Source organism: Acinetobacter sp. AOR41_HL, from assembly GCF_027854645.1.
GTDB classification, from domain to species: Bacteria; Pseudomonadota; Gammaproteobacteria; order Pseudomonadales; family Moraxellaceae; genus Acinetobacter; species Acinetobacter nosocomialis.
The window spans coordinates 1-16,370 of sequence record NZ_JAKTHZ010000025.1; the positions used below are offsets into that span (position 1 = coordinate 1).

The 16,370-nt window shown below is 39.3% G+C and carries 13 protein-coding genes and 1 pseudogene; 8 read left to right on the forward strand and 6 right to left on the reverse strand.

Annotated features, from left to right (window positions below; translation table 11 throughout):
- Window positions 1–75: 75 nt before the first annotated feature.
- The 4 genes and pseudogenes from MKL35_RS09800 to MKL35_RS09815 form a co-directional block, all read left to right on the forward strand.
- On the forward strand, window positions 76–1,284 hold the full coding sequence (locus MKL35_RS09800; protein WP_000343018.1) for an IS256-like element ISAba26 family transposase: 1,209 nt from the start codon (window positions 76–78) through the stop codon (window positions 1,282–1,284).
- A 3-nt stretch (window positions 1,285–1,287) separates the two neighbouring features.
- Window positions 1,288–1,530, forward strand: a complete 243-nt coding sequence (locus MKL35_RS09805; RefSeq protein WP_270913520.1) for a reverse transcriptase domain-containing protein — start codon at window positions 1,288–1,290, stop codon at window positions 1,528–1,530.
- 71 nt (window positions 1,531–1,601) lie between these two features.
- Window positions 1,602–2,324 carry a reverse transcriptase domain-containing protein gene (locus MKL35_RS09810; protein WP_264673578.1) on the forward strand — a complete coding sequence of 241 codons (723 nt, stop codon included), beginning with the start codon at window positions 1,602–1,604 and terminating at the stop codon, window positions 2,322–2,324.
- A gap of 64 nt (window positions 2,325–2,388) precedes the next feature.
- A pseudogene (locus MKL35_RS09815) lies at window positions 2,389–2,892 on the forward strand (IS3 family transposase); the annotation flags it as partial.
- A gap of 59 nt (window positions 2,893–2,951) precedes the next feature.
- On the opposite strand, the gene MKL35_RS09820 reads toward MKL35_RS09815, so the two are convergent.
- The 6 genes from MKL35_RS09820 to MKL35_RS09845 form a co-directional block, all read right to left on the reverse strand.
- Window positions 2,952–3,833, reverse strand: coding sequence for a hypothetical protein (locus MKL35_RS09820; protein ID WP_039250473.1), 882 nt, complete (start codon window positions 3,831–3,833; stop codon window positions 2,952–2,954).
- A gap of 475 nt (window positions 3,834–4,308) precedes the next feature.
- Complete coding sequence (locus MKL35_RS09825; protein WP_106479673.1) at window positions 4,309–4,872, reverse strand: TetR/AcrR family transcriptional regulator; 564 nt, start codon at window positions 4,870–4,872, stop codon at window positions 4,309–4,311.
- 604 nt (window positions 4,873–5,476) lie between these two features.
- Window positions 5,477–7,531 carry a bifunctional diguanylate cyclase/phosphodiesterase gene (locus tag MKL35_RS09830; RefSeq protein WP_209796318.1) on the reverse strand — a complete coding sequence of 685 codons (2,055 nt, stop codon included), beginning with the start codon at window positions 7,529–7,531 and terminating at the stop codon, window positions 5,477–5,479.
- Window positions 7,532–7,858: 327 nt separating this feature from the next.
- Window positions 7,859–8,875 carry a ketol-acid reductoisomerase gene (ilvC, locus tag MKL35_RS09835; RefSeq protein WP_002053209.1) on the reverse strand — a complete coding sequence of 339 codons (1,017 nt, stop codon included), beginning with the start codon at window positions 8,873–8,875 and terminating at the stop codon, window positions 7,859–7,861.
- A gap of 32 nt (window positions 8,876–8,907) precedes the next feature.
- Window positions 8,908–9,399, reverse strand: a complete 492-nt coding sequence (gene ilvN, locus MKL35_RS09840) for an acetolactate synthase small subunit (protein WP_001215920.1) — start codon at window positions 9,397–9,399, stop codon at window positions 8,908–8,910.
- Window positions 9,399–11,123, reverse strand: coding sequence for an acetolactate synthase 3 large subunit (locus MKL35_RS09845; RefSeq protein WP_002053493.1), 1,725 nt, complete (start codon window positions 11,121–11,123; stop codon window positions 9,399–9,401). Before MKL35_RS09845 ends, ilvN begins: the two co-directional genes overlap by 1 nt.
- Window positions 11,124–11,626: 503 nt before the next feature.
- Between MKL35_RS09845 and MKL35_RS09850 the strand changes: the two genes are divergently transcribed.
- The 4 genes from MKL35_RS09850 to holA all read left to right on the forward strand — a co-directional run bounded on the left by MKL35_RS09850 (window position 11,627) and on the right by holA (window position 16,339).
- Window positions 11,627–11,980 (forward strand): DUF4124 domain-containing protein, encoded by a 354-nt coding sequence (locus MKL35_RS09850; protein ID WP_032009820.1) that lies wholly within the window; start codon window positions 11,627–11,629, stop codon window positions 11,978–11,980.
- 187 nt (window positions 11,981–12,167) lie between these two features.
- Window positions 12,168–14,792 (forward strand): leucine--tRNA ligase, encoded by a 2,625-nt coding sequence (leuS, locus tag MKL35_RS09855; RefSeq protein ID WP_032009822.1) that lies wholly within the window; start codon window positions 12,168–12,170, stop codon window positions 14,790–14,792.
- Between the two features lie 27 nt (window positions 14,793–14,819).
- Window positions 14,820–15,329 (forward strand): LPS-assembly lipoprotein LptE, encoded by a 510-nt coding sequence (locus MKL35_RS09860; protein WP_002053498.1) that lies wholly within the window; start codon window positions 14,820–14,822, stop codon window positions 15,327–15,329.
- A 20-nt stretch (window positions 15,330–15,349) separates the two neighbouring features.
- Window positions 15,350–16,339, forward strand: coding sequence for a DNA polymerase III subunit delta (gene holA, locus MKL35_RS09865; protein ID WP_032009825.1), 990 nt, complete (start codon window positions 15,350–15,352; stop codon window positions 16,337–16,339).
- Window positions 16,340–16,370: the final 31 nt, after the last annotated feature.

Consider the following 16,370-nt stretch of genomic DNA (forward strand, 5'->3'; position numbering starts at 1 on the left):
GGGACTGTTCTAAATTTTGTGTAAGTACTTAATTTTCATTTATCCTTCAGAGGATAATTACAAAAGGTACTTCACATGGATGAAGCAACAATCAAAAGTATGGCTGCCGAATTGGCTAAAGGTCTAAAAACACCAGAAGACTTAAACCAAATGACAGCAGTCTTTAAAAAATTCATGATTGAAACTGCACTCAATACTGAACTTTCAGACCATCTCGGTTATGAAAAGCATCAGCCCAAGAAAGGCTCAAATAGCCGTAATGGGTTTAGTTCTAAAACCATTACAACTCAAGATGGACAACTGGCTTTAGATATTCCCCGTGATCGAGAAGGTTCATTTGAGCCACAAATTATAAAAAAGCACCAAACACGCATCACCAGTATGGATGACCAAATCCTCTCACTGTATGCAAAAGGAATGACTAATAGGGAAATTGTAGCCTTCTTCAAAGAAATGTACGATGCCGATGTGTCAGCATCTCTCATCAGCAAAGTTACCGATGCTGTGATTGAGCAAGTGACTGAGTGGCAAAATAGAGCCTTAGATAGCCTTTATCCTGTTGTCTATCTTGACTGTATTGTTGTCAAAGTCCGTCAGCACTCCAATGTGATTAACAAGTCCGTATACCTTGCTTTAGGCATCAATATGGATGGGCAAAAAGAATTACTGGGTATGTGGATTGCTCAGACAGAAGGTGCCAAATTCTGGCTGTCAGTCATGACAGAGCTAAAAAATCGAGGAGTACAGGACATTCTTGTTGCCTGTGTAGATGGATTAAAAGGCTTCCCTGACGCGATAGCCTCTGTTTACCCTCATACTGATATTCAACTGTGTATCGTGCATGTTGTACGCAATAGCCTGAGATTTGTAAGCTGGAAAGACTACAAAGCTGTTACGTCGGGTCTGAAAGCGATTTATCAGGCAAGTACAGAGGAAAATGCTTTAAAATCCCTAGACATCTTCTGTGATCAATGGAATCACCAGTATCCCAAAATTGGAGAATCCTGGCGGGCCAATTGGGAAAATATCCGAACGATCTTTAGCTATCCAGCCGAAATACGTCATGCAATTTATACAACAAATGCGATTGAGTCGTTGAATAGCGTAATACGCCATTCAACGAAGAAAAGGAAAATCTTTTCATCTGATGACTCAGTAAAGAAGGTCATTTACTTAGCAACATCAAATGCTGCGAAGAAATGGACGATGCCAATTCAAAATTGGCGTTTAGCAATGAATTGGTTTACGATTCAGTTCGATGATCGATTAAAAGATCATTTATAAAAAATGGAACTTACACAAAATAATTTACAGGCTCCGACAGTAGCGGATCGAGTAGCACAGACGGCTGTCAAACTCTTGTTGGAGCCACAGATTGATCCTCTATTTCATCCAAACTCTTATGGCTATCGTCCAGGGCGTTCTGCCCATGATGCGATAGCTATGGTGAGGCGACGAAGTTGGGAGTATGACTGGGTTGTGGAGTTTGATATCAAGGGTCTCTTTGATAACATCGATCATGATCACTGATGCGTGCACTCAAGAAACACTGCGAAATCCCATGGATTCTTCTATACGTAGAACGCTGGTTAAAAGCACCCATGCAAGACATAGATGGCCATCTTTTAGAAAGGAATCGTGGCACACCGCAAGGTGGTGTTGTAAGTCCTTTGTTGGCAAATTTATTTATGCATTATGCTTTTGATATGTGGATTACCAAGAATCTTACGAGTGTAAGATTCTGCCGCTATGCGGATGACGGAGTGATTCATTGCCGGAGTTTATCTCAAGCCAAACTTGTTTTACAAAAGATTGGTGCACGATTTCGTGAATGTGGGCTCGAATTGCATCCAGATAAGACAAAGATTGTTTATTGCCAAGATATTAATCGTCGCAAAGCATATCCCGATGTTCAATTTACTTTTCTCGGATACACGTTTAGGCCCCGTAAGGCTGTAGACAAATATCAAAGGGTTTATGTGAATTTTTCTCCGGCGGTCAGTCGTGATGCACTTAAGGCAATGCGGCAGACTATCCGGAGATGGCATCTACATTTGATGTGTGAGCGTGAATTAACTGATCTATCAGCAATATTTAATCCAATTCTTCTAGGCTGGCAACAATACTATGGTCGTTTCCATAGTTCAGCGATGTCAGTGATTTGGAGACACATGAATGCATATCTTATACGCTGGATGAGGCGTAAGTATAAAAATTTAGCCCGTCATAAAAGACGAGCTAAATATGCCTTAGGGCGGCTTGCACGTGATTTTCCAAATGCCTTTGTGCATTGGAAAATGGGATGTTTACCACCGGTTGGATAATGGGAGCCGGATGAATCGAGAGGTTCACGTCCGGTTCTGCGAGGGGCTAAGGGTGAAATTCCCTTGGTCTACTCACCCCTATATCCGTACTAAGCAAGGTTGGCTGTATTTGTGTGTGATGCTGGATCTATTCAGCCGTCGTATCGTCGGTTGGCAAATCAGCCATCGAATAGACCGTCAATTGGTGTGTGATGCGTTTCATTATGCAATGGCTCGTCAGGGGTATCCAATGGGTGTCATGGTGCATTCGGACCAAGGCTCACAGTACTGTAGTCGTGATTTTAGGACGCTATTATTGACGAATAACTGCGTTCAAAGTATGTCACGCAGGGGAAACTGTTGGGATAATGCAGTGACCGAAAGCTTCTTTCATACATTGAAAGGTCATGTGGTCCATGGCAGTGTGTTTGCCACTCGAAAAGAAGCGAATACTGTCTTGTTTGACTATATTGAGATTTATTACAATCGGGTCAGAAGGCATTCCGCAAACGGCTAGTTAAGCCCAGAAGCCTTTGAACAGAAATATTTTAAGAATTTAGAGGGATTTGTTGTCCACGATACTGTCTAGGATCAATTCAGCCAAATTTTCATTAGATATATTTTACAGGTACAGCTTAAAACAAACTTTTAGAACAAGATTTCTTTCAATATATCAGGCTGAGTTCGGAGCTCATGAATGATGGTTTCGGCAATGTATCCACCACTGTAAGGCATCTTATACCCAAACTTTTCCATCTCTTTAGAAGGATATTTTGCTTTCAGTATCTGATTAAGATTGTTAAGTTCGAGCTGTAATTTTTCTATTTTTTTCCCAATTGATGCTGGCTTTCTTCGCACGCCATCTGACTGAGCTTTAGCATACAACTGCTTACTCTCCTGCTCTAATTCACTGAGCATTTTTTGCTTAAGCACAAGTTCAGACTGAAGCCATTCAATATCGTAAACCTCAAAAGCTTTGACTAGATCATCAAGCACAAAATTAACTGCTTGATTCAAATTATCCCATTTGCCACGACGCACAATCTGCTCTCTTAAAGTGCGATATAAAATTTCCCGTCTTGGATATAAATGCTTGTCGTAACGAGCTTTGACTGCAATAATTGCCTTTGCACTTTTGGCAAGTGTACGGTTCTGAATAAACTCCACCCCACCAAGCATTTGCACATAAGCAATTAAAATATCTGAATATTGCCTTTGGAAAATTTTGGCAGGCAAGTTATTCACCTCAGGTCTTAATGTATTTATCTGCATTAAAAGCTGTGCAATCTGGAATGGCTTGAAAGAGATTGAAACCACATCCCCCATCATTTCTAAATGAAAAGCTGACTGCTCACTCAATTGAAAATCATTCTGCTGCATTCTTTTTATGATTTTTTCTTTTTGATCAATATATGATTGATTCTCCGTTTCTATTAATTCATTATTCAATTCACACTCATAGTAGTAACAAAAGTTTAACCATATATCCTGCTCAAGCTGCTCTAACCTTGATAATTTTTTATCAATCATAATTCATTAAAATACAGATAATTACATAGCATAATACTACTATATTTTTAAAAGCTAGTACCAATCTACTTTTACAATTTTTTAAATTTTATAGTTACCCCATCAATGAACTGATCTAATAGTTTTAACATTATAGGTTGATCTCCAGCCAATATTTAAGGTTAAAAAATTAGTTCTTTTATCTAATTGCGATAATCACAAAAGGATCAAAGATATGGGCTACTTAACATCTAAAGAAATTCGCCACAAACTCATTTATGACGCTATCTCATAAATAAACCTTGTTTTAACCCATACGAAAGCTTGAATACATACTCTTTTACATGAACAGACTTGTTTCATCTTCTTAGCTATATATAGATTAGGCCGTTATGTTTTAAATGCATAGCGGCCTTATTTTATATAAGCTCAAGCTTTTCTTAAAAAAATTTATTAATAAAACTCTAATGTTAGTTAAGCTCATCTATTTAATTAATTAATCACTAAGAAAAATACTTTTTAAAATATATTGTAATAACAGTTCTCTATTATCAGCCTTCGTTTCATCTAGCATTTGAATAATGGCCCCATCAATTACAAATAAAAACATATGAGCATCTTTTTTAGTAGCATCGTTCTTCGCTGTTAAAAGCAATTTATAAACTTCATCAATTAACCATTGACGGTACTGTATAACCACTTGATAGGCTGTAGGGTAAATTTTTTCAATTTCAAAAATAGCTCTAAATGGCAAATAATAATGCCCTTCCAGATTGACATGTAAAAAGAATATTTCCTTTAACTTTTCACGCACCACTAAATCTTTTTGTGTGTAAATAATTGAGAAGACTTTTTCTTTTAAAGCATCTTTTTGAAAGTTTAAACTCATTTCAATAAGCCGCTCTTTAGACTGAAAATATTTATAAAACGTGGTTTTGGTCACTTCCGCTTCTTCTACAATGCGGTCTACACCAACGTTGTGAAAACCATGGTCATTAAAAAGATAACGAGATGTATGAAGCACACTTAACGCGCGAAATGAGAGATCTGAATATGGCATATATGTACCGTTATAAAATAATTTGTTGTTGTGTCTAAATGAGATAAAACAGCCGCAACTTTTGCTCTAGGCAAAAAAAGCATGCAAAGGCCCCAAAGATGGTCCTAAGGCATCTCAAGTTTTATTGTTGATATGATTTTTTAGTCGTGACGAACTAAAGCCTGAAAACTCGAAAGTGATCAAACCACGCTAAAGACTAATCGGGAGGTGTAAAAAAAGTATGCACAGCCAACTCCTTATATGGGGAGTTCTGCCAAAGCATTAATAAAGAATTATGGTGGCAGAACGAAAGAGGGTTGACAGACTGGTACGACGCCAGCACACCCGAAGGTGTCCCTCTCCCGTCCTACCGCTACGGGAGAAGACGAGGAGCTTACACACAGAACTATCCCTCAGACGGGAAAACTCTGATGCGGTCGTATGTGGTCTGTCAAAACCACCTGGCAATGTAGGCCAGCAGGCAAAGGATAATCTGAGAGTTTAGAAGTGTCAATGTGGAATTTATGACAAGTTTTTAAAATTCTTATTATTTTTCATTAGATTAAATAAATTATTATTTTAGATATTATATAAAATTGTAATTTTAAAATTTATCACAAGTTCGTTAAACAAAATGAGCGCCTTGTGACTGAATCAGTTGCCCTACATTTACAGGCATTCCTAACAAGTAACCTTGGAACTGCTGACAGCCTAAACGCGTTAAAATTTCGACTTGCTGCTGAGTTTCCACCCCTTCGGCTGTTACGGTTAAGCCTAACTTTTTCGCCAAATGAATAATACTTTCTAAAATGACTTCTTCTTTTGAGCCCGGTTTTAAATCGACAATAAAACCACGGTCAATTTTAAGCTCATCGACTGGTAAGTCTTTTAAATATAAGAAGCTTGAGTGCCCTGTTCCAAAGTCATCAATTGCGACACGAATGCCCATATCACGCAGCCGCTCACAAGCACGAATGCTTAAGTCGATATGCCGCATTGCAGTTGATTCAGTAATTTCAATAATGAGGTGATGAGGCTTAATTTGGTATTTTTTTAACAAACCTTCGAGGGTACTAAAGAGCTTTTTATTTTCAAACTGCAAAGCCGATAAATTGACTGCAATTGGATAAAACTGGGTATTGCTACGTTCCCATTCCTGAATTTGCTGACAGGCTTGTTCAAGCGCCCAATATCCCATTGGAATAATTAAACCTGTCTTTTCCGCGCCACCAATAAACATATGTGGTGTCAGCATACCTAAAGTTGGGTGGTTCCAGCGAATGAGCGCCTCTACCCCACAAATCTCAAGGTTGGTATTAAATTTTGGTTGGTAATAAAGAACAAATTGTTTTTCTTCGACTGCTTTATATAAATCATTGATCAGTTTTGACTGACTTCTGGTTTCTTGTTGGTGGGTTGAATAACTAAAGACGGTGTAAGTATTGCGGCCCTGCTCTTTAGACATCAGCATGGCAGCATCGGCATTCATTAGCAGGTCTTGAACATTCTGCCCATGTTCAGGGAACAATGCGATGCCAAGGCTTGCCGAAATGTTAATTTCTTTACCGGAAATTTGGTAACTGTCTTGAATAAGCTGCAATACTTTTTCAGCAAGTTGCATTGCCTCTTCAGTATCGGTATTTTCAGCTATTAATAAAAATTCATCTCCGCCAATCCTAAGCAACTTACATTTTTCATTGAGTTGCCAATGTAAGCGATTGGCCATTTGTATAAGCAGTTGATCACCAATGTGGTGACCAAAGGCATCATTTACCGATTTAAAACGGTCTAAATCAATATAGAGAAAAGCAATTTTCTGGTCTTTATAACGATGATCTGACAAAAGAACTTCTGCGTAATCAACTAAATAAAGTCGGTTTGGCAGCTTAGTTAAGTTATCTTGAATGGAGAGATTGGCGAGTTCTTTATTGGCTTTACGGAGTTCTAAATTTCGTTGGTTCAGTCGTTGTTCTAGCACGGCGACAATAAAACTCGCGACCAGCACCAGACATGTAACCAGAATAATAGTAAACAGCAACAGGTCATGTTCAGCCTGATATTGGCTCACAAATTTATCGGTAATATTGGTCGCAATGAGTGCCGTATAGTGCATGCCCATAATGCTTAAAGTCATCATGACTGCAAAAGCGAGTTTTAAACTTACTCGATTACGCTCGCTCTCTTTTAATTTATAGGCCAACAAAAAAGCTAGACCTGAACCACTCATGGCAATTAAGTCAGAAAATAAAATGAGAAATGAGGTGTAATCTTTCTTATAAATATCAATATTCCAGCCCAGCATACTTACATAATATGAAGCTGAAATACCAATGCCCATAATGACTGAGCTTAAAACCAACCTAAATAATGGTAGTGTAAAACGGGAAGTGAGCCAAATTGCCACACAAGAAAGTACAGCACTAATACCAAAAGAAAGCGTAATTAAAGAAAGATTAGCGTTGGCAGTTTCAAATAAATGATAAGCATGCATGCCAACAATATGGACAATACTAATAGCCGCAGCGAGTAATAATCCATTAAATAATAAAATAAGCGGTTCAATCTTTTGATAGGCTTGCTTAAATATTAGTTGCTCCATGGAAATCACAATATAGCAAATAGCGCCAGCCGCAATAAAAGAGCCGACGATCAATGTGCTATCGTAATCAACATGACCCATATTGGACTTCCATGATTATTCAATACTTTTTTTTATTTTGTTCAATTCATTGCACAAAATACAATTAAACACGTTAAAGAAAAATAGTAAATTCGACTTTTTTGGTCAGTTATAAACAATAACATTATCTAACATTTGGTCAAGTATTTTTTACTTTAGAAATCAATAAAGTAAACAAAAATTAAGCATCCAATTATATGAAAAATATAGGATTTCTTAAATCTAGGTCAATTGACCTTAATGATGTTTTTTTAAGCTTATTTTAGCTGCTCTAAAATAAAAAAACCCTGCATGAAGCAGGGTCTTTTTAAACAATAGAAAAGAGTATTAGTTTTTCTCTTTGTCTACGATTTTGTTTGCTTGAATCCAAGGCATCATCGCACGTAATTTAGCACCAGTTTGTTCAATACCGTGTGCAGCATTTTGACGACGACGAGCTGTCATAGATGGGTAGTTCAACGCACCTTCTTGGATGAACATCTTCGCGTATTCACCAGATTGAATACGTTTTAATGCATTACGCATAGCTTCACGAGACTGTTCGTTAATTACTTCAGGACCAGTTACGTATTCACCGTACTCAGCGTTGTTAGAAACTGAGTAGTTCATGTCAGCGATACCGCCTTCGAACATCAAGTCAACGATTAACTTAAGTTCGTGTAAGCATTCGAAGTAAGCCATTTCTGGTGCATAACCAGCTTCAACCAAAGTTTCGAAGCCCATTTTAACAAGTTCAACTGCACCACCACAAAGAACTGCTTGCTCACCGAATAAGTCAGTTTCAGTTTCTTCACGGAATGAAGTTTCGATAATACCTGTACGACCACCACCTACGCCAGAAGCGTAAGAAAGCGCAACGTTACGTGCATTACCAGAAGCGTCTTGGTGAATCGCGATTAGGTCAGGAACACCTGAACCACGTTGGAATTCAGAACGTACAGTATGACCAGGAGCTTTAGGCGCAACCATGATTACGTCTAAGTCTTTACGTGGAACAACTTGGTTATATAGAACAGAGAAACCATGAGCAAATGCTAAAGTCGCGCCTTCTTTGATGTTTGGCTCAATCACGTCACGGTAAAGTTGTGATTGGAATTCATCTGGAGTCAAAATCATTACGAGGTCAGCTTGCTTAACTGCTGCTGGGACTTCAGCAACTTTAAGACCAGCGTTTTCAGCTTTCTTCCAAGAAGCTGAACCTGCACGTAAACCTACAGTTACGTCTACGCCTGAGTCTTTAAGATTAAGTGCATGAGCATGACCTTGAGAACCGTAACCAATAATCGCAACTTTCTTGCCTTGGATGATTGATAAGTCACAGTCTTTATCGTAAAAAATTTGCATTTGTGTTCTCCGCTAAAATACTTTTTAAAAAATTAAATGGCTAAAACTTTTTCGCCACGGGCGATACCTGATACACCTGAGCGAACGACTTCAAGAATGGTGTTTTCTGCAAGCGCATCGATAAAACCATCTAATTTTTCAGTTGTCCCTGCTATTTGAATGGTATAGGTCGTTGGTGTCACGTCTACAATTTGCGCACGGAAAATATCCGCAGTGCGCTTAATTTCGGCACGTGATGCACCTAATGCTTTTACTTTGATTAGCATAAGTTCACGTTCAATGTGTGAACCTTCTGATAAATCAACTACTTTTACCACCTCAACAAGTTTGTTGAGCTGTTTCGTAATTTGTTCGATCTTATGGTCATCGCCATAAGTCGTTAACGTCAAACGCGATAATGTCGGATCTTCGGTTGGTGCAACATTCAAAGTTTCAATGTTGTAGTTACGTTGGCTGAATAAGCCCACCAAACGAGAAAGCGCACCAGCTTCGTTTTCAACGAGTACAGAAATAATATGTCTCATTAAATGCGCTCCCCTTTAGAAATCCACATGTCACGCATAGATTGACCTGCAACCTGCATTGGATAAACGTGTTCGCTACGGTCAACCATAACATTGATAAATACGCATTTATCATTGATGGCCATTGCTTCTGCAAGCTTAGATTCAAGTTCATCGGCATGATTAATTTGAATGCCTACATGACCATAAGCTTCCATTAACTTGGCAAAGTCAGGTAATGACTCAACATAAGAACTTGAATGACGACCTTCATAGTTCATATCTTGCCATTGTTTCACCATACCTAAAGCACGGTTGTTCAAGCACAAGATTTTTACGTTCAAGCCATATTGTTTACAGGTTGAAAGTTCCTGAATACACATCTGAATTGAAGCTTCACCCGTAATACAAACAACTTGTTGGTCAGGGAAAGCAAGCTTCGCAGCCATTGCATAAGGTAAGCCAACACCCATGGTGCCAAGACCACCTGAGTTGATCCATTGACGAGGACGTTTGTACTTATAATAAAGTGCACCAAACATCTGATGTTGACCAACGTCAGAAGTAATGATGGCATCACCATTGGTTACTTTATATAAAGTTTCAACAACCTGCTGTGGCTTCATGGTGCCATCAGATGGGTTTTCATATTTCAAACCATGAACTTTGCGCCATTCATTAATTTGAGACCACCAAGCCGCAATTGCTTCAGGATTTGGTTTAGACACATTTAACTGTTTTAACTGTGCCAACATTTCTTGAAGAACAGGCTCTACTGCACCAACGATCGGAATATGCGCCATAATCGTTTTTGAAATGGTCGCAGGATCGATATCGACATGAATCACTTTTGAGTTCGGGCAGAATTTGGCTGGGTTATTTGTTACGCGGTCATCAAAACGCGCACCAATCGCCAAAATTACATCTGCATGGTGCATTGCCATATTGGCTTCGTATGTACCATGCATGCCCAACATGCCAATAAACTGTGGATCGTCGCCCGGGAATCCACCTAACCCCATAAGTGTGTTAGTTACCGGATAACCAAGTAAATGTGCAAGTTCGGTTAATAACGCAGAAGCATTACCTTGTACGACACCACCGCCTGTATAAATAACAGGACGTTTTGCAGTAAGTAATTCATCAATTGCTTTACGAATTTGACCAGAGTGGCCACGTGAAGGCGGTTGATATGAACGCATCTTCACTTTTTCAGGGTATTCGTAGGCAAACTTTTCTGCAGGGTTCGTCGCATCTTTAGGAATATCGACTACAACTGGACCAGGGCGTCCACTTGACGCGATATAGAATGCTTTTTTAATAATTGCAGGGATTTCACTCGCGTGACGGACCTGAAAGCTGTGTTTCACGATAGGACGTGAAATACCAACCATGTCAGTTTCCTGGAAAGCGTCTTCACCAATCAGATGTGATGCAACCTGGCCAGACAAAATCACCATTGGGATTGAGTCCATATAAGCTGTTGCAATTGGAGTTACTGTATTGGTTGCGCCCGGACCAGAAGTGACCAGTACTACGCCAGTCTTACCTGTAGCACGCGAGTAGGCATCTGCCATATGACCAGCAGCTTGCTCATGGCGCACGAGGTAATGATTGATTTTGTCTTGTTGAAATAGCGCATCATAAATATGTAATACAGCGCCGCCTGGATAACCAAAAACATGTTCAACGCCTTCGTCCGCAAGAGCACGAACGAGCATTTCACCACCAGATAAAAGTTCCAACGTGATTCACCCTAAAATTTTTATCACTATTTATGGAAGGCACAAATAGTGTTTCATTCATTGAATTGTCTGCACTGTTATAGCACACATATTGTCTAGTTTTCGTTGCAATAGAAAAATTTCTGTTTTTCAGCCGTATAAGCTGTTTTAACATTAATAAAGCATGTCTGGATATACATACTTTAGTAAAATCAATCTCTCGGCTAGAGAGAATGTCTATTACAAAACATGATATTTATTCGAAGGGTGATCGAGTAAATACATATAAAACTAGAGAAAGCATTTTTGTTGTTTCTATATACAAAGTCAAGAATAAAGAAATGGTTTTTCCATAAAAAGTTTTAGCTGTTGTTTTTTTAATCTAATCTTAAGCCGTAAATTTGTTCATTCCCTCTCCATTTTTATTAAAAAAATACTCTTTTTTATATAAAACCATGCATTCTAAATTGCTTATTTATGAACTTTATTTAAATATAGTCAGTATTTTTTGGGGAACATCTAATATGAATTTATCTTATTTAAAAACAAGCTTATATACAGCAATCACCACAGCAATTTTAGTTTGCTCAACTCAAAGTCAGGCCGAGCAGTATTATAAATGGGTAGATAAAAACGGCTCGACACATTACACCACGACGCCACCACCTAAAGGTGCGAAACATTTGAACAAAGTTTCAACTTACGGTACCCAGCCTTCTGTAAAGAATCCGACATCAAACCCAGAACAACCAGCTCAGACTAAAACAGATAAAGCCGTACCAGAAGCAGCTAACGCCACGCAGGAAAAAACTGCACCTGTAGTAGCAGTTCCACCTGCTGCACCCGCACCTGCTCCATCAGCTTCAGCACCACGATAAGTAAAATGAGAGTGGTGAATACTTTCACCACTCTTCTCGGATTTAAAATAAAGAAGAATAAGTTGGGAAATTTTTATAGCGCATATTAAAAGATAAAATCGTGATCTAAAAACTGACATTTTCCTCTATTTTGCGCTATGCTGTGCAGCAATCTTTCATTTCAATTTTCGTTGTATAGCTTACGTCTATGACTATTTCTCACATTGACCCAGAATATCAAGCAAACACGATTGAACCATCCGTCCAACAAGATTGGGAAAATCGTAAAGTCTTTAAAGTTGCCGACACTGTCGAAGGTAAACATCGTTACATCCTGTCAATGTTCCCTTACCCAAGTGGCAAACTGCACATGGGTCATGTGCGTAACTATACAATTGGCGACGTAATTAGCCGTTTCTATCGTTTAAAAGGCGAAACCGTACTACAACCTATGGGTTGGGACGCTTTTGGTTTGCCTGCGGAAAACGCTGCAATTGCCCATAAAGTTGCTCCGGCAAAATGGACATTTGAAAACATCGCTTATATGCGTGACCAATTAAAAAAATTAGGTTTATCTGTTGATTGGGACCGTGAATTTGCAACGTGTACACCAGAGTACTACCACTGGGAACAATGGTTGTTTGTTCAGCTTTATAAAAAAGGTTTGATCTACCGTAAACTTTCAACAGTAAACTGGGATCCGGTTGACCAAACAGTTTTGGCAAACGAACAAGTTGAAAATGGTCGTGGATGGCGTTCTGGTGCATTGGTTGAAAAACGCGATATTCCAATGTACTACTTCCGTATTACGGACTATGCACAAGAACTATTAGATGACCTAGATACCTTACAAGACGGCTGGCCTCAACAAGTGTTGACCATGCAACGTAACTGGATTGGTCGCTCTACAGGTATGGAAATTACTTTCCCATCTGCTAATACCGAAATTTATGCTGACGGCTTAACTGTTTATACAACACGTGCTGATACGCTTATGGGCGTAACATACGTTGCTGTTGCAGCAGAACACCCTCTTGCGCTTAAAGCTGCTGAAAATAACCCTAAATTAGCTGCATTTATTGAAGAATGCCGCATGGGTTCAGTTGCAGAAGCTGACTTGGCAACAGCCGAGAAAAAAGGCATGGCAACAGGCTTGTTTGTAAAACATCCTGTCACTGGTGAAGAGCTTCCTGTCTGGATCGCAAACTACGTATTAATGTCTTACGGTTCTGGCGCAGTAATGGCTGTACCAGCACATGACGAACGTGATTTTGAATTTGCGAACAAGTTCAACTTGCCAATTAAACAAGTGATTGATGCCAAAGGCGCTGACGATGCAGACTACTCTGCAACTGAGTGGCAAGAATGGTACGGTTCTAAAGAAGGTAAACTTGTTAACTCTGGCGAGTTTGACGGTTTAGAATTCCAAGCTGCGTTTGACGCATTCCTTGCGAAATTAGAACCACAAGGTTTAGCAAACTCTAAAGTTCAATTCCGTTTACGTGACTGGGGTGTTTCTCGTCAACGTTACTGGGGTTGTCCAATTCCAATGATTAACTGTGATACTTGTGGTCAAGTCACAGTTCCAGAAGACCAACTTCCAGTTGTATTACCAACTGACGTTGTTCCAGATGGTTCAGGTAACCCGCTTAATAAAATGCCTGAATTCTATGAAACGAAATGTCCTTGCTGTGGTGGCGATGCACGCCGTGAAACAGATACATTGGATACATTCGTAGAGTCATCTTGGTACTACGCACGCTATGCATCTCCAGACTTCACTGGCGGTATGGTTAAACCTGAAGCAGCTCAAAACTGGCTTCCTGTAAACCAATATATTGGTGGTGTTGAACACGCGATTCTTCACTTACTTTATGCACGTTTCTTCCACAAATTAATGCGTGATGAAGGCGTTGTACAAGGTAATGAACCATTTACCAACCTGTTAACTCAAGGCATGGTGCTTGCAGATACATTCTATCGTGAAGCCGAAAATGGTAAGAAAACTTGGTTCAACCCTGCTGACATCGAATTAGAACGTGATGAGAAAGGTCGCATCATTTCTGCAAAATATTCAGGTGACGGTCAAGAAGTGATTATCGGCGGACAAGAAAAAATGTCTAAGTCGAAAAATAACGGTATTGACCCACAAGCCATTATTGATCAATACGGCGCAGATACAGCACGTGTATTTATGATGTTTGCTGCTCCACCAGATCAATCTTTAGAGTGGTCTGATGCAGGTGTTGAAGGCGCAAACCGTTTCTTGAAACGTGTATGGCGTCTGGTAGCAAGCTTCCTTGAAAAAGGAAACGCTGCAACTGCAATTGATACGGCAAACTTGTCTAAAGACGCTCAAGATTTACGTCGTAAGACTCACGAAACGATTCAAAAAGTAAGTGATGATATTGAACGTCGTCATGCATTCAATACTGCAATTGCCGCGTTAATGGAATTATTAAACGCAAGCAATAAGTTTGAAGCAAAAGATGACAACGACGTTGCTGTAGAACGTGAAGCAATCACAACATTGTTAACGTTGCTTGCTCCATTTGCTCCGCATTTAAGCCAGACTTTATTGGCTCAGTTTGGTACGGACTTAACAGAAGCAACTTTCCCTGAAGTTGATGCTTCTGCGTTAACACGCAATACCCAAACGATTGTTGTACAAGTAAATGGTAAACTTCGCGGTAAACTTGAAGTTTCTGTTGATATTTCTAAAGATGAATTATTAGCTCAAGCTAAAGCGTTACCAGAAGTTCAACAGTTCTTAACAGGACCAACCAAAAAAGAAATTGTGGTTCCAAACAAATTGGTTAACCTCGTGGTTTAATTACAGGTATTAATGAGAGGATCAAGCATGCACTTAGCCCAACGTTTAGCCGCTGTTGTTTTAACCTTAGGCCTTAGTGCAGGCTTAGTCGGGTGTGGTTTCCATTTAAAAGGAACTAACCCGACTGCGACTCCACTTGTTTATAAAAAGTTGAGCCTTGAGTTACCGGCAAAAACCGATGACTTAGAAACACAATTAAAAGTGTACTTAACAGCAAATGGCGTTCAGCTCACCAATGACAACGACGCCTATGTTCTTCATGTTTTAGAGTACACGCCTCGTCGTCAACTTCTAAATGGTAAGCTTACAGAAGTTCTATTACGTCTGACTGTGACTTTCCAAATTGAAGACCGTCAAGGGAATAAAATTACCGAGCCACGTACTTTAACCGCAGCTCGTAGTTATCAATACGACTTGGCAACTGTCAACACTGAAAACCAGCAAGAAGGTTACTTGCAACGTATTGTGATTGATGACATTGCTCAGCAAATTACTCGTCAAATTTCAGCTAATCGCTTACCAAAAGCTCAACCATAAGATTTATCTATTCTTTAGTAATGAAACTTGACTACTTACAAGCCCTTAAACGCATTCCGGAAGCTCGGGGTGCGTGGATCCTGCATGGTCAGGAACCATTACTTGAACAAAATTTACTAGATACTTTCCGTAAAAGCTGGCAGCAACAAGACATTGAAAGACAGCGCTATGACATTAGTAGTGTGAGTGACTGGAAAAATGTGTTTAATGCCCTGAACAGCTTGTCTTTATTTTCACAGCAACTTGCTATTGAAGTTCACGGCAATATCAAGCCCGATGCAAATGGTTTAAAACAGCTTAAAAGTTATATTCAGCATAATGAAACCAACCTGCTGTTAATTGTTTTACCCAAACAAGATAGCAGTAGCTTAAAGTCTGCTTTTTTCCAAGTTGTTGAAGCAAACGGCATTGTTGTTGCTCTTACTGCAAACTATCCGCAAGACCGCCAAAAAATTTTAGCTGCTGAAGCAGAAAAGCTCGAAATTCAACTCGACAATGACGCTTGGCAGTGGCTCATGCAGCATCATGAGCACAATTTACTCGCTGCTAAAAATAGTTTGATGCGCGTACGAGATACTTTCCCAGACCAGAAACTGATTCAAATTGAACAGTTATATGCTTGTTTGCAAGATCAGTCTCGTTACACCACTTATGATTTAAGCGATGCTTTATTAGAAGGCAATCTTGCTCAGTCTATTAAGATTTTCCAATATTTAATTGGTTCGGGTGAACCAGAAAGTCTGATCTTATGGACATTAAGTAAAGAAATGCGTTTATTAATGCAGTTGTTTGAACAGCCACACAATGCATTGCAACTCGGTATTTGGAAAACCAAAGTTAGCTTATATCAACAAGCTTTAAGAAGACTCAATCCACAGCAATTTCTGGGATGGTCTGCTCTACTCTTGCAAATTGATGCAGCAATTAAAGGCATGTCTAATGAAAATGCCGAACATTTAATGCAACAAGCGATTGCCGAGTTGTGTGGGAAAACATTATTTATACAATAGAGCGGCCAAATCCTTTGTCTGCTTTGTTGAA

Bases quoted from the DNA above. Each gene is read 5' to 3' on its own strand.
- MKL35_RS09805 (WP_270913520.1), top strand. From the start codon at position 1,288: ATGGAACTTACACAAAATAATTTACAGGCTCCGACAGTAGCGGATCGA.
- MKL35_RS09860 (WP_002053498.1), top strand. From the start codon at position 14,820: ATGCACTTAGCCCAACGTTTAGCCGCTGTTGTTTTAACCTTAGGCCTT.
- MKL35_RS09800 (WP_000343018.1), top strand. From the start codon at position 76: ATGGATGAAGCAACAATCAAAAGTATGGCTGCCGAATTGGCTAAAGGT.
- MKL35_RS09830 (WP_209796318.1), bottom strand. From the start codon at position 7,531: ATGGGTCATGTTGATTACGATAGCACATTGATCGTCGGCTCTTTTATT.
- MKL35_RS09850 (WP_032009820.1), top strand. From the start codon at position 11,627: ATGAATTTATCTTATTTAAAAACAAGCTTATATACAGCAATCACCACA.
- holA (WP_032009825.1), top strand. From the start codon at position 15,350: ATGAAACTTGACTACTTACAAGCCCTTAAACGCATTCCGGAAGCTCGG.
- leuS (WP_032009822.1), top strand. From the start codon at position 12,168: ATGACTATTTCTCACATTGACCCAGAATATCAAGCAAACACGATTGAA.
- MKL35_RS09810 (WP_264673578.1), top strand. From the start codon at position 1,602: ATGCAAGACATAGATGGCCATCTTTTAGAAAGGAATCGTGGCACACCG.
- ilvC (WP_002053209.1), bottom strand. From the start codon at position 8,875: ATGCAAATTTTTTACGATAAAGACTGTGACTTATCAATCATCCAAGGC.
- MKL35_RS09825 (WP_106479673.1), bottom strand. From the start codon at position 4,872: ATGCCATATTCAGATCTCTCATTTCGCGCGTTAAGTGTGCTTCATACA.
- MKL35_RS09820 (WP_039250473.1), bottom strand. From the start codon at position 3,833: ATGATTGATAAAAAATTATCAAGGTTAGAGCAGCTTGAGCAGGATATA.
- ilvN (WP_001215920.1), bottom strand. From the start codon at position 9,399: ATGAGACATATTATTTCTGTACTCGTTGAAAACGAAGCTGGTGCGCTT.